We start from the raw sequence: 13,123 nt of genomic DNA on the forward strand, positions 1-13,123 counted from the left end.
GCGGAGCTGCACCGGTTTCAATGGTTGGCGAGTGCGACGTCCCGCAACGGCGAGGTCACCGCCCGCCCCGCCGATGCGTCGAGCACGCCGGGCCGGTCCCAATCGCCCTCGGGACGGATGATCACATAGGGATCGCTGTCCAGCGTGATGGCGTCCGGCCCCGGCTCGATCTCCAGCAGCATTTCCGTGTAGGAGAAATCCGAAAAAGTGATCTTGCGGTTGTGACCGAGCGGCTTGGCGCCGAAATGAGCCCAGAAATCGACCAGCCGGTCCTGGGCCTGGCCGTAGATCTTGCGGAAGCCCTTGCGCTTCACATAGTCGACGCTCGCCTGCACCAGCTTGAACGAGAGGCGCGAGCGCCGATATTGGTGGCGTACCGCGAGCCGCTCCACCTTGGCGAAATCGCCGAAGAAGCGCACCCGCAGGCAGCCCGCAGGCTCGTTGCCGACATAGCCGATGAAGTGCGCTGCGACCATGTCGTTGCCGTCGAATTCCTCCTCGAACGGACAATCCTGCTCGGCCAGATAGACCGCGGCGCGAATGGCGGTGACCAGCATGAGATCGCCGGGATCGCGCGCGAGGCGGATGGTGATGGCGCGGGAATCGGGCTTCGCCAGAGGAATCTTAGTGCCGTGCATCTGCAAAACTCCTTGCTTGGATGATCGCGCCCGGCATCCGCATCGGCTGCCGATGCCAAGGCCGCTCGTAACACCAGAGATCGGGCTGGAAGCTCGGGACGGGTTCGAACCCCGTCGCCTTCATGATATCGCGTCCGGCCACGGTTGCCGGCTGCGCATAGCAATCCGCGCCGCGAAATCTTATCTGACGCAGATGAGCCGCGGCCTTGCCGAGACCGGCGATGCTGCGGCCCGTCGCCGCGATCGCCCAGATGTAGATGGCAGCAACGTCCTCCTTCGCGGAAGCGAGGTAGTGCGTCTCGGGCGCGGTGAGGCAGATCTCGTCGAGCAGCAGCGCGTCATGCCCACGGTCGTTCAGAAACAGAAAGGCCATGCCGCCGAGCAGATTGCCCTTGCGGCTGAACGTCAGGATGCTCTGCGGATCGAACGTGAAATATCTCGCAAGCTCCGCCGTTCCGATCTGCACGCCTGGCACCAGCCGGTGCGCCATTTCGGAAAGCGCGACAATTTCGGAAGATTGCGCACAACGGACATCGACGTCCGGACTCAGCGGCAAGGCATCGAAATCATGCCTTGCGGCAAACGAGCCCCTTTCCATACTCATGTCACGCCTCTATCGTTCGAGGCTATAGTGCCCCGCTATGACGACGAGCTTAGCGGCTGGGGATCAGGAGTATGCAGCAGTTATTGCACCGGGGTGCTGCGTTGATGCAGCACCGTGAAGAAGCCTCGGATACGTCCTGGGACGATTTGAAACTGTTTTTAGCGTGCGCAAAATATAAAAGTTTCCGCAACGCCGCCGAAGAACTCGGACTCACCTCCACCACGCTGATGCGCAGGATCGACCGGCTCGAAGAGAGCATCGACTGCAAGCTGTTCCTGCGCGACCAGAGCGGACTGACGCTCAGCGATGAAGGCGCCGCGATGATCGCCGACGTCGCGCATATGGAGCGTCATGCCTTCAATGTCTTCCGGCGCGCTTCGCGATCGTCGAACGAAACCGCGGGCACCGTACGTGTCGCGGTGACGGAAGGCCCCGGCAATTTCTGGATCCTGCCGCGGCTGATCGATTTCCAGAAGACCTATCGCAAGATCACCGTCGATCTGCGTTGCGCGATGGAGCAGGCCGACGTCGCACGGCTTGAATCCGACATCGCGATCCAACTCGAGCCGCCGACCAATCCCGACCTGATCGTCGCCAAGCTCGGCCGCCTGCACATCTATCCCTTCGTCTCCAAGGAGTACGAGACCCTCTACGGCGTGCCGGCGACGCTCGCCGAATTGAACAACCACCGCATCATCAAGCAGAGCGCGCCTCAGGTCGACGACAGCGCCTATGCCCGCGTCCTCGGATTGAAGTCGCTCGCGGGCATCGTCGGGATCAAGACCAACTCCTCGGTCGGCATACTCTATGCGGTGGAGCGCGGCGCCGGCATCGGTTTCCTGCCGACGGTCTCGATCGCGCTCGGCGCCCCTCTCGTAGCCGTCGATCTCGGCGTCAGCCACCACGCCGATCTCTGGCTCACCTATCACAAGGAGTTCCGCGCCTCCGAGCGCCACAAGATCGTGGTCGATTGGCTGAAGAAAATCTTCGATCCCAAGACCCATCCCTGTTTCCGCGACGAGTTCATCCACCCGAACGCGCTGGTACCGATGATGACAGCCGCGCGCGAGGGCTTTGGATTGACGGGATATATCGCGGCAACGCCGACTTAGGCGGACGCGGGAGGCTTCGCCTCACCACCGATATTCGAAGCCGACCGTGCCCTGGTGCGACGTCAGCTCGTTACGGAATTTGCCGTCGTAATTGACGTAGAGCCGCGCGGCGTTGGTCAGGCTAAGCGAGGCCGAGGCGCCGGCATCCATGCCGTAGCGGCTCTCGCCGATGCCGGGCACGACGATGCTCTGGGTCCCGAGGCTGACCTGCACCGATCCCAGGTTCTGGTAGAAATTGTCGACGAACTTGCCGTAGGCGGACAGGTCCAGAATCCTCTGGTCGAAGATGAAGTAGCGCCCGATCTCCGCGCCGATCATCACGCGTGCGCGTGAGAGTGCAGCGGAGCCAACGTTCAATGGATCGAGCCCTCCGGCCTCCTGGAACGCAGCGCTGGTGGCGCGGACATATTCGAGCGCCCCCTTGGGCACGATGCGCATCTGATCTTTGGTCCAGTAATAGCTGATCTCGGTCAGCGCGCCGTCGACGGCGGCGCGATAGCCTGCGGTCGCACGACCAACACCGGTGTCCCTGCTGGAATGGACCTTGCCGAAACCGTGCACCACCGCGAACGCCCAGGTCCAGGGCCCCTTGTCGACCGAGCCGTTGAAGCCGATTTGCGTCAGGTCGAGCGTCGCCGACTGGAGCGCCAGCGGCACATCGATGTCGGTACGGCTCTGGTCGATGGAGAAGCCGAGATTGACGCCCGGCGCGAGCCGCGCACCGAATCCGGCGACGCCGCCAAAGGTCTTGCGCTTGTCGCCGACGAAGTCGCCTTGCGCATCGGTCCGGACCGAGATGCCGTAGCCTTCGAACCAGGTGCGGTAGCTCGGATCTTCCGTGCTCGCCGAGGCGCCGCCGCCGCCGGGATTGGTGCGGAATGCGCGGTTGACGCCGCCCGATGCCTGGTTGCCCAGCCGCTCCAGAAAATTCGAGCCGAGATTGAGCGCGCTGTTGCCGGCCGCTTGGTCGTAATTGGTCGACGTCGATGACAGAGTGGGAGGCGGCGGCAGCGGCGGCGCAACCTGCGTGAAGCCGGGAGCAGCCGTCATCAGGCCTAACACCATGGCACTCGCGCCCGTGGTCATTATCCGACGGATCTGGCCCACCCCAATTGCCTGCCGTGTCCCTGAAAGCTGCAACGTGCAGCGCATGACGATTAATCCCGAAGCAAAGTCGCGGCGCGCAAAAATGCAACATGAGGTGCGGCACCTGCGACGATTTGTGCCGAACTGCCACGGAGGGTCAACCAGTTGGCGCATTATGGTCGAGGCTATTGCCTCGATTGTGGTTCTGCTGCCACAGGTCGCAAGTTGCGCTCGGAGACACTTGGTCAGATCTTGAAATCCCGCGCGGCTTGCTAACGCGCGATTTTCATGTTGCAATGTCGGACACAATCGGAATTGGCCGCTCAGCTGTGCGTTTCGCGACTTTGAGACTCGAACAGACTTCCGGAAGCCCGTTTGTGGCGTGGCACGCGAAAAAGCGGCCGCGTCTTTTTTGTATCTAGTGGAGGAGACGAGCGATGCCGCAAAAGGGCACCGTCAAATGGTTCAACCCGACCAAGGGCTATGGGTTCATCAAGCCGAACGGCAGCGATAAGGACGTGTTCGTCCATATCTCGGCCGTCGAGCGTGCCGGACTCTCCACCCTCAACGAAAACCAGGTGGTTGAATACGACCTCGTGGAGAACCGCGGCAAAGCATCCGCGGAAAACCTCAAGGTCTCCTGATTTCTCTCAAGCCTAGGCGCGAGAGATCATGACGTTGCCCCCGGCTCTGCCGGGGGTTTTTGTTTTGGATGGTACAAGCGAAAGGAGCCGTTGCTTTGGAGCAAACCATCACCACCAGGCCACCACCGATGACGACCGATGAGCACCAGCACTCGGCTTCGGCGCGCTACCGCAGGCACTGGATGCGGGGTGAATACTGCTTCCGACGTTTTCGGCTCGGACCTTCCGGATGAGGCGTTCGCAGGTGTGTTCGATCAGCCCCAAGCAATCGTCAAACCGGCCGATTGATCAGTTCGCGGCTCGTAATCCCGCGACAGCTCTCTAGCGTACCACCGGCGAAAGCAGAAAATTCTCCGACGGTCCGCTTCCGTTCGTCCTGCATACATCGCCCTCGATCCGGACCTTGCCGGTCGCGAGCAGCCGCAGCGCTTCGGGATAGATGCGGTGCTCGACTTCGAGGATGCGCTCTGACAGCGTGTCCGCGGTGTCGTGGTCGCTGACGGGAACCGCGCCCTGCATCACAATCGGGCCGGCATCGGTCTCGGGGATGACGAAGTGCACCGTCGCGCCAGACAGTTTAACCCCTGCGCGCAGGGCCTGGCCGTGCGGGTCGAGGCCGGGGAAGGACGGCAACAGCGAGGGATGGATGTTGAGCATCCGCCCGTACCAGCCCTTGGTGAACTCAGCGGTGAACAGGCGCATGAAGCCGCCGAGACAAATCAGCTCGATGCCGTGCTGATCGAGCGCTGCTTGCAGCACTGCCTCGAATCCGGCGCGGTCCTTGCCGAACGGCTTGCTCTCGATCACCAGCGTGTTCACGCCGCCCGCCCTGGCCCGTTCGAGCCCGAGCGCATCGGCCTTGTTCGCGATGACGAGCGAGATCTCCGCCGGGAAATCCGCCGCGGCCGCGGCCTTGATCAGCGCCGCCATATTGGAGCCGCGGCCGGAGATCAGGATGGCGACGCGGCGCTTCATCACAGCGCCAGATCGAGATGGCCGTTGTAGACGACGCGGTGCTCGCCCTCGGCCGGGATCACGGTGCCGAGCTGCGCCACCGTCTCACCGGCATCGCTGAAGACCTGCACGACCTGATCGACCTTGTCAGGCTCGACGATCGCGATCATGCCGATGCCGCAGTTGAAGGTGCGCAGCATTTCGAGCTCGGCGATACCGGCCTGCGCGGCCAGCCATTTGAACACCGGCAGCACCGGCAGGCGCGCCAGATCGATGCCGACGCCGAGGTGCTTTGGCAGCACGCGCGGAATGTTGTCGGTGAAACCGCCGCCGGTGATGTGGGCGAGCCCCTTCACCGCACCGGTCTCGCGGATCGCGCGCAGGCAGGATTTGACGTAGAGCCGCGTCGGCGTCAGCAGCGCGCCTCCGAGCGTCATGACCGGCGCGAACGGCGCCGGCGCCTCGAAGCCGAGGCCGGACTGCTCGACGATCTTGCGCACCAGCGAGAAACCGTTGGAATGCACGCCCGACGAGGCGAGCCCGATCACGGCATCGCCCGCGGCAATGTCCTTGCGTGGCAACAGCGTACCGCGCTCCGCGGCGCCGACGGCAAAGCCGCCGAGATCATAATCGCCGTCCTTGTAGAGGCCGGGCATCTCGGCGGTCTCGCCCCCGATCAGGGCGCAGCCGGATTCGCGGCAGCCTTCGGCAACACCGGCGACGATCGACGCGGTGGCCTCCGGATCGAGCTTGCCGCAGGCGAAATAGTCCAGAAAGAACAGCGGCTCGGCGCCCTGCACCACGAGGTCGTTGACGCTCATGGCGACGAGGTCGATGCCGATGCCGCTGTGGAGGCCGGTCTCGATCGCGATCTTGACCTTGGTTCCGACCCCGTCGGTGGCGGCGACCAGGACGGGATCCTTGAAGCCAGCCGCCTTGAGGTCGAACAGGCCGCCAAAACCGCCGATCTCGGCGTCGGCGCCGGGGCGCGCGGTAGCGCGCACCATCGGCTTGAGCAGGTCGACCAGGCGGTTGCCCGCGTCGATATCGACGCCTGAATCGGCGTAAGTGAGGCCGTTTTTGCGGTCGGTCATGCCCGATTTCCAGTGGGTTGGCGGCTGGTTACGTCGAATTCCGGGGACGCGCAATGGCTCGCATGGCGCAGCTGCGTATACTATGTAGAGATATCAACCGGTTCAGCCTCGAAGGGGGCCGGATTCGAAGTCAGACCGGGTGCCAGGAAGCGCCGTGTGAGTATTCCGAATATCATTACCCTGGGCCGCATCATGCTGGTCCCAATCATCGTCTGGGCCATCGTGTCGAGCCAAATGGAGGTGGCGTTCGCCGTCTTCCTCATTGCCGGCGTCAGCGATGCGGTCGACGGCTTCCTCGCCAAACGCTTCAACATGACGAGCGAGCTCGGCGCCCTGCTCGATCCGCTCGCGGACAAGGCGCTGCTGGTTTCGATCTATCTGGCGCTGGGCATCTGGGGCGACATCCCGCGGTGGATCGTGATCCTGGTGGTGTCGCGCGACATCATGATCGTCGCCGCCGTGATCGTGTCCTGGCTGTTCGACAAGCCGGTCGAGATGAAGCCGTCGAAGGTATCGAAGTTCAACACCGTAGCCCAGGTGTCGTATGCGGCGCTGGTGCTGGCCTCCCTCGCCTTCGGCTTCAAACCGGCGCCCTATGATATAATCCTGATGGGCCTCGTCACGGTCTTCACGCTCTCCTCCGTGTCGCTCTATCTGGTCGAGTGGCTGCGGCACATGAGCACGATCGAGGCCAAATGAGCCGGTATGCGGCCCCGCAAAAGGCCAACTCCCGCTCGATAGGTCGAATCTCTTCAAACGAAGCCGGTGTGCCGGCACGGAGCAAAGCAAGCGTGGCAGGCCGCGTTCATCCCCGACAATTGGCGTTCTCGCTTCCGCACACGGAGAGCCTCAGCCGGGACAATTTCCTCGAAGGCCCCGCCAACGAAGCTGGTCTTGCCCTCATCGATGCGTGGCCGGAATGGCCGAACCGGACGATGTGGCTGGCCGGCCCGGAAGGAAGCGGCAAGAGCCATCTCGCCGCGATCTGGGCCGAGGCTTCAGGCGCCCGCTCGACTGCGGCCAATGGGCTGACCGCCGACGCCGTCCCGGGCGCGCTCGCCACGGGTGCGCTGGTGGTCGAGGATCTCAGGGCCAGGGCGTTCGATGAGCGCGCCCTGTTCCACCTGATGAACCTCGCCCGCGAGGATGGCGCCTACGTGCTCTTCACCGGCCGTGAGATACCGGCATCGATCGAGATCGATCTGCGCGACCTGCACTCGCGGCTGCGCGCCGTGCCGGTCATCTCGCTGATGCCGCCCGACGACCAGCTCTTCCGCGGCCTGATCGTCAAATTCTGCGCCGACCGCCAGCTCGGCGTGGACGAGAGCGTGGTCAGCTACCTCGTAACCCGCCTGGAGCGGTCTTCGGCCGCCGCCCGGCAGGCCGTGGAGCTGCTCGACAGCGAGGCCCTCCGGCTCGGCCGCCCCGTCACCCGGGCGCTGGCCGCCGAGCTGCTTCGGGATGCCTGACCCGTCCACTCCAAGGTCGCTTGACGCGGCGCGGCGGCGGAACGTCAATGTCATCGAAACGTCATCGCTCTAACACATGCTCCCGCCGGTTTTGCGCATAAGTCGCAAATCGGGGCGAACTGGATGGACCGACTTCTGATGGACTCTGCACAAGCTGTTGAAACTAAAGAAAAAGCCCCAGAGACCGAGGGCCTGCCAGCGATCGCCTCAAGCCCCGAGCGATTCATCAATCGCGAGCTCTCCTGGCTGCATTTCAACCGCCGCGTTCTGGAGGAAGCGGTCAATCCCAGCCACCCCATGCTGGAGCGGGTGCGATTTCTGTCCATTTCAGCGAATAACCTCGACGAGTTCTTCATGGTCCGCGTCGCCGGCATCAAGGCCCAGGTGCGCGAGGGCATTGCCGAGCGCAGCCCTGACGGCCTGACGCCATCCGAGCAGCTCGCGCTGATCAACCGCACCGTCTCGCAGCTCGCCTCCGACCAGCAGGCGATCTGGCGCGACCTGCGCGGAACGTTGGCCGACGTCGGCATCGTGCTGGTGGCGGCGGGCAAGGACGTCACCAAGGCGGAACGGACCTGGGTCGAGGACTACTTCCTCAACAACGTGTTCCCGCTGTTGACTCCGCTCGCGATCGACCCGGCTCACCCCTTCCCGTTCATTCCGAGCCTCGGCTTCACCATCGCGCTCCAGCTAACGCGCGCGGCTGACGGCAAGCAGATGAACGCGCTGATCCGCATGCCCGGCAAGATCGACCGCTTCATCCGGTTGCCGGCCGAGGGCAAGGTCGTCCGGCTGATCTCGCTGGAACAGGCCACCGGGCTGTTCATCAATCGCCTGTTCCCCGGCTACAATCTCCACGGCCAGGGCGCCTTCCGCATCATCCGCGACTCCGAGCTCGAAATCGAGGAAGAGGCCGAAGACCTCGTCCGCCTGTTCGAGACCGCGCTGAAGCGCCGCCGCCGCGGGTCGGTGATCCGGCTCGAGATCGACGCCAAGATGCCGGAGGAGCTGCGCAACTTCGTGCAGCACGCGCTGTCGGCCGCCGACGACGAGGTGTTTCTGGTCGACGGCGTGCTCGCCATGAACGAGCTCTCGCAGCTCACCCGCCTCGACCGGCCCGATCTCGAATTCACCCCTTACGTGCCGCGCCATCCCGAGCGCGTGCGCGAGCATGGCGGCGACATCTTTGCCGCGATCAGGCAGAAGGACCTCGTCGTCCATCATCCCTACGAATCCTTCGACGTGGTCGTGCAGTTCCTGCAGCAGGCCGCACGCGATCCCGATGTCGTCGCGATCAAGCAGACGCTCTACCGCACCTCCAACAACTCCCCGATCGTGCGCACGCTGGCCGAAGCCGCCGAAGCCGGCAAGTCCGTCACCGCGCTGATCGAATTGAAGGCGCGCTTCGACGAGGAGGCCAACATCCGCTGGGCGCGCGACCTCGAACGCGCCGGCGTGCAGGTCGTCTACGGCTTTCTCGAACTGAAGACGCACGCGAAGCTCTCGATGGTGGTGCGCCGCGAAGGCGGCAGCCTCACGACTTACGTCCACACCGGCACCGGCAACTATCACCCGGTTACCGCGCGTATTTACACCGATCTCTCCTACTTCACCTCGGATCCGACCATCGGCCGCGACGGTGCGCGCGTCTTCAACTTCATCACCGGTTATGCCGCGCCAAGCGATCTGGAGAAGATGGCGGTGTCGCCGCTGACTTTGCGCAAGCGCATCATCGAGCACATCCAGGGCGAGACCGCGCATGCCCGGCATGGCCGGCCGGGCGCGGTCTGGATGAAGATGAATGCGCTGGTCGATCCCGACATCATCGACGCGCTCTATGAGGCCTCGCAAGCCGGCGTCCAGGTCGAGCTCGTGGTGCGCGGCATCTGCTGCCTCCGGCCCGGCATTCCAGGCCTGTCGGAGAACATCCGCGTCAAGTCGATCATCGGGCGCTTCCTCGAACACGGCCGAATCTACTGCTTCGGCATGGGCCAGGGTCTGCCGAGCGCGAAAGCGGCTGTGTATATCTCCTCGGCCGACATGATGCCACGCAACCTCGATCGTCGCGTCGAGGTGCTGTGTCCGCTGCAAAATCCCACGGTGCATCAGCAGGTTCTCGAACAAATCATGGTCGCGAACCTGAAGGATAATGAGCAGAGCTGGCAATTGTTGCCGGACGGGTCCTCAACGCGTATGAAGGCCGCGAAGGGCGAGGAGCCTTTCAACGTCCACAACTACTTCATGACAAATCCGAGTCTGTCTGGCCGTGGAAAGTCGCTCAAGGAATCCTCGCCGCGCCGTCTCACGCGCCGTAATGAACGTCATCAATCCTGATCCGGGATCCCCGACGTGAAGCGGCCGCGCAAGCGCGGCTCGAGCGTCGCGGTCATCGACATCGGTTCCAACTCGGTCCGTCTCGTCGTCTACGAGGGACTGACGCGGAGCCTCATTCCGATCTTCAACGAGAAGACGCTGTGCGGCCTCGGGCGCGAGGTGCAGAGCACGGGCCTGCTCGCGCCCGATGCCGTCGACAAGGCGCTGACCTCGCTGAAGCGCTTCCGCGCGCTGTGCCGCGTGATGCAGGTCGGACGCGTGTTCGCAATTGCGACCGCCGCCTGCCGTGACGCTTCCAACGGCCCCGACTTCATCGCGAAAGCCGAGCGCATCTGCGCCGTGAAGATCGAGATCCTCTCGGGTCCGCGCGAGGCGCGGCTGTCGGCGCTCGGCGTGATCTCCGGCATCCATCATCCCGACGGCATCGTCGGCGATCTCGGCGGCGGCTCGCTCGAACTGATCGACGTGCGCAGAAATAGCGTGCGCAGCGGCGTCACGCTGCCGCTCGGCGGACTTGCGCTGCAGGACCTCGCGCACAAATCGCTCAAGCGCGCCGACCGTATCGTCCGCGAAGAGCTCGATGAGGTGCCGCAGCTCAAGGCAGGCAGCGGCCGCACCTTCTATGCTGTCGGCGGCACCTGGCGCGCGCTCGCGCGCATCCACATCATCCAGAGCGGCTATCCGCTTCAGGTGATGCACGGCTATTCGATCTCGGCCGCCGAAGCACTCGACTTTTCGCGTCGCCTGCGGCGTCTCGCGGCCGCCGACATGCTTGCCGACATCGAGATCGTCGCGGATGCGAGGCGCCCTCTTCTCACCTATGCGGCGCTGGTGCTCGAGCACATCATCCGGGTGGCAAAGCCCAAGACCATCGTGTTCTCGACCTTCGGCGTGCGCGAGGGCCTCTTGCACGAGAAGCTGTCGGAATCCGAGCGCGACAAGGACGGGCTGATCTGCGCGGCCGAAGAGCTGAACCAGCTCCTGTCGCGTTCGGCCAAGCACGCCCGCGAGCTGATCGCCTGGAGCGACCGCCTCGCGCGCGTGGTGAAGCTGCGCGAGACCGAGGAGGACCGCCGCTTGCGCCACACCGCGTGCCTGCTCTCCGACATCGGCTGGCGCGTGCATCCCGATCATCGCGGCGAGCAGACGCTGAGCCTGGTCGTCAACGGCAATTTCGGCGCCATCACCCACATCGAGCGCGCCTTTGTCGGCCTGTCGGTGTTTTATCGTTATGCGGGCCTGAGCGAGGAAAACCAGCCGCCGGTCACCACGCAGGAGCTGTTGACACCCGCGCAGCTCGAACGCGCCCGTCTCCTGGGTGCGGCGTTCCGCGTCGCGCATCTGATCTCGGCGGCACGTCCGGGCGTGCTACCGGCCACACATTTCCGCAGCCAAGGCCGTAAATTGATGCTGATTTTCGAGCACAGGCTCGGCGATCTCGTGGCTGACCGCGTCGGCAGCCGCTTCCGCGCGCTCGCCCGCCTGATCGGCCGCGCCGGCTCGATCGTGCGGCGCTAGAAATTACTCCGCCGAGACCTTGGCGTGGCGCTCGGATGATTCCAGCGCGGCCGCACCCAGGCTGCGCCGGCGCCAGATGGTGCCGGCGACCAGCACGACGACAACGCCGAGAGCTGCGCAGAGATATTCGCCGCCCCCGCCGCCATGAGTGAACTGTGGCGGGATGCGAAGTGCGCCGAGCGTGTTGTCCAGCGAAGCACCGAGCGGGCCGTCGAACAGCGTGTGCAGCTTCGGCGCGATGCCTGGATCGGTCGCGATCACCTCGCCGGCGATCCAGCCGAGCAACGCCGCGCCCGCCCAGACCAGGACCGGCAGCTTTGCGAGCAGCGCCATGATCAGCGCCGCACCGGCGACGATCAGCGGCACGCTGATGGCGAGGCCGAGGATCAGCAGCGGCACGCTGCCATTGGCGGCGGCAGCGACCGCAATGACGTTGTCGAGACTCATGACGATGTCTGCGACGACGACGATCTGCACCGCCTGCCACAGATGCGAGGCGGACTCGACGCCCTCCTCGTCCTCTTGTTCCGGTACCAGAAGCTTCGCCGCAATCACGATCAGCGCGAGACCGCCGACGAGCTTGAGATACGGCAGCTCCATCAGGCTCGCGACAATGCCGGTGAAGATGATCCGCAGCAGCACCGCGGCGCCCGCACCGAAGATCATGCCCCACAGCCGGTGCCGCGGCTTGAGGCCGCGGCAGGCGAGCGCGATCACCAATGCGTTGTCGCCGGAGAGCAGGATGTTGATCCAGATGATCTTGCCGAGCGCAATCCAGAAGGTCGGTTCGGCCATCTCATTGCGAAACTGGGTGAAGAATGCCCCGATCGTAGCGGGATCGAAGATCTGCCAGATCCAGTTCACAATACGTCCTTTCGCCCCGTCGATTTAAAGCATAATCCGGAAAAGTGTGTAGCGGCTTTCCGAAAAGATCATGCTCGAACAATAGACGAAAGCGCGATGACATTCATCGCGCTTAAGTCCCGGCTGATGGATCAGCCGACGATCTCGTTGCCCGAGAAGAACTGCGCGATTTCGATCGCGGCGGTCTCCGGCGCGTCCGAGCCGTGAGCAGAGTTCTCGCCGATCGACTTTGCATAGAGCTTGCGGATGGTGCCGTCGGCCGCCTTGGACGGATCGGTCGCACCCATCACATCGCGGTACTTCGCGACGGCGCCCTCGCCTTCCAGCACCTGGACCACCACGGGACCCGAGGTCATGAATTCCACGAGCTCGCCGAAGAACGGGCGCGCCTTGTGGACAGCATAGAAGGTCTCGGCCTGTTCCTTGCTCATGCGGATGCGCTTCTGCGCGACGATGCGCAGGCCCGCCTTCTCGATCACGGCGTTAACCGCACCGGTAAGGTTACGCGCGGTCGCATCGGGCTTGATGATCGAGAAAGTGCGTTCGATGGCCATAAATGTTGTCCTTGAGAAGAAAGCGCCGGTTCGGAGTTGCGGGGCTTATATCGGCGCCGACGCCGAACGGCAAGCGACCGCAAAAACGGCCTCACAGGCGCGTCGCCGCAGGGTCGCCCCCCGGGGATTCCAGCGTGGATTACAACTATTTCACCCAAACGAACTAGGTCTAGAAGGTCAACCAGTCGAAATGACACTGCCGATCCTGTTGACACCCTTTGGAAGCTAGGGCGTTGGAGCGGTCCCAGCCCC

At 64.0% G+C, this 13,123-nt stretch carries 13 protein-coding genes; 6 read left to right on the forward strand and 7 right to left on the reverse strand.

Going from position 1 to position 13,123, the window contains the following annotated elements; genetic code table 11:
* Positions 1-17: 17 nt before the first annotated feature.
* Positions 18-638, reverse strand: a complete 621-nt coding sequence (locus IVA80_RS17070; protein WP_247432351.1) for a GNAT family N-acetyltransferase — start codon at positions 636-638, stop codon at positions 18-20.
* On the reverse strand, positions 625-1,242 hold the full coding sequence (locus IVA80_RS17075) for a hypothetical protein (protein ID WP_247432354.1): 618 nt from the start codon (positions 1,240-1,242) through the stop codon (positions 625-627). Before IVA80_RS17075 ends, IVA80_RS17070 begins: the two co-directional genes overlap by 14 nt.
* Before the next feature lie 71 nt (positions 1,243-1,313).
* Between IVA80_RS17075 and IVA80_RS17080 the strand changes: the two genes are divergently transcribed.
* A complete protein-coding gene (locus IVA80_RS17080) occupies positions 1,314-2,354 on the forward strand; it encodes a LysR family transcriptional regulator (RefSeq protein WP_247432357.1) in 1,041 nt (346 codons plus the stop codon).
* A 21-nt stretch (positions 2,355-2,375) separates the two neighbouring features.
* On the opposite strand, the gene IVA80_RS17085 is transcribed toward IVA80_RS17080, so the two are convergent.
* A complete protein-coding gene (locus IVA80_RS17085) occupies positions 2,376-3,506 on the reverse strand; it encodes an autotransporter outer membrane beta-barrel domain-containing protein (RefSeq protein WP_247432360.1) in 1,131 nt (376 codons plus the stop codon).
* A gap of 371 nt (positions 3,507-3,877) precedes the next feature.
* Here IVA80_RS17085 and IVA80_RS17090 point away from each other — a divergent pair, with 371 nt between their 5' ends.
* Positions 3,878-4,084 carry a cold-shock protein gene (locus tag IVA80_RS17090; protein WP_007591938.1) on the forward strand — a complete coding sequence of 69 codons (207 nt, stop codon included), beginning with the start codon at positions 3,878-3,880 and terminating at the stop codon, positions 4,082-4,084.
* A gap of 321 nt (positions 4,085-4,405) precedes the next feature.
* Here the strand turns inward: IVA80_RS17090 and purN are convergent, their stop codons facing one another.
* Both purN and purM read right to left on the reverse strand, forming a co-directional pair.
* A complete protein-coding gene (purN, locus tag IVA80_RS17095; protein ID WP_247432363.1) occupies positions 4,406-5,059 on the reverse strand; it encodes a phosphoribosylglycinamide formyltransferase in 654 nt (217 codons plus the stop codon).
* Positions 5,059-6,132 (reverse strand): phosphoribosylformylglycinamidine cyclo-ligase, encoded by a 1,074-nt coding sequence (gene purM / locus IVA80_RS17100; protein ID WP_247432365.1) that lies wholly within the window; start codon positions 6,130-6,132, stop codon positions 5,059-5,061. Before purM ends, purN begins: the two co-directional genes overlap by 1 nt.
* A gap of 156 nt (positions 6,133-6,288) precedes the next feature.
* On the opposite strand from purM, the gene IVA80_RS17105 reads away from it, so the two are divergent.
* The 4 genes from IVA80_RS17105 (at position 6,289) to ppx (ending at position 11,453) form a co-directional block, all read left to right on the forward strand.
* A complete protein-coding gene (locus tag IVA80_RS17105) occupies positions 6,289-6,831 on the forward strand; it encodes a CDP-alcohol phosphatidyltransferase family protein (RefSeq protein WP_247432368.1) in 543 nt (180 codons plus the stop codon).
* Positions 6,832-6,923: 92 nt separating this feature from the next.
* A complete protein-coding gene (locus IVA80_RS17110) occupies positions 6,924-7,601 on the forward strand; it encodes a chromosomal replication initiator DnaA (RefSeq protein WP_247432371.1) in 678 nt (225 codons plus the stop codon).
* A 138-nt stretch (positions 7,602-7,739) separates the two neighbouring features.
* Entirely contained in the window at positions 7,740-9,935 is a 2,196-nt protein-coding gene (locus IVA80_RS17115) for an RNA degradosome polyphosphate kinase (RefSeq protein ID WP_247432847.1), read from the forward strand.
* Between the two features lie 15 nt (positions 9,936-9,950).
* Positions 9,951-11,453 (forward strand): exopolyphosphatase, encoded by a 1,503-nt coding sequence (gene ppx, locus IVA80_RS17120; protein ID WP_247432373.1) that lies wholly within the window; start codon positions 9,951-9,953, stop codon positions 11,451-11,453.
* Positions 11,454-11,456: 3 nt separating this feature from the next.
* Here ppx and IVA80_RS17125 read toward each other — a convergent pair whose 3' ends face one another.
* Entirely contained in the window at positions 11,457-12,317 is an 861-nt protein-coding gene (locus IVA80_RS17125; protein ID WP_247432376.1) for a TerC family protein, read from the reverse strand.
* Between the two features lie 131 nt (positions 12,318-12,448).
* Positions 12,449-12,871, reverse strand: a complete 423-nt coding sequence (gene ndk / locus IVA80_RS17130; protein WP_247432379.1) for a nucleoside-diphosphate kinase — start codon at positions 12,869-12,871, stop codon at positions 12,449-12,451.
* Positions 12,872-13,123 lie beyond the last annotated feature (252 nt).

It is taken from the genome of Bradyrhizobium sp. 139, assembly GCF_023074175.1.
Classification (GTDB): Bacteria; Pseudomonadota; Alphaproteobacteria; order Rhizobiales; family Xanthobacteraceae; genus Bradyrhizobium.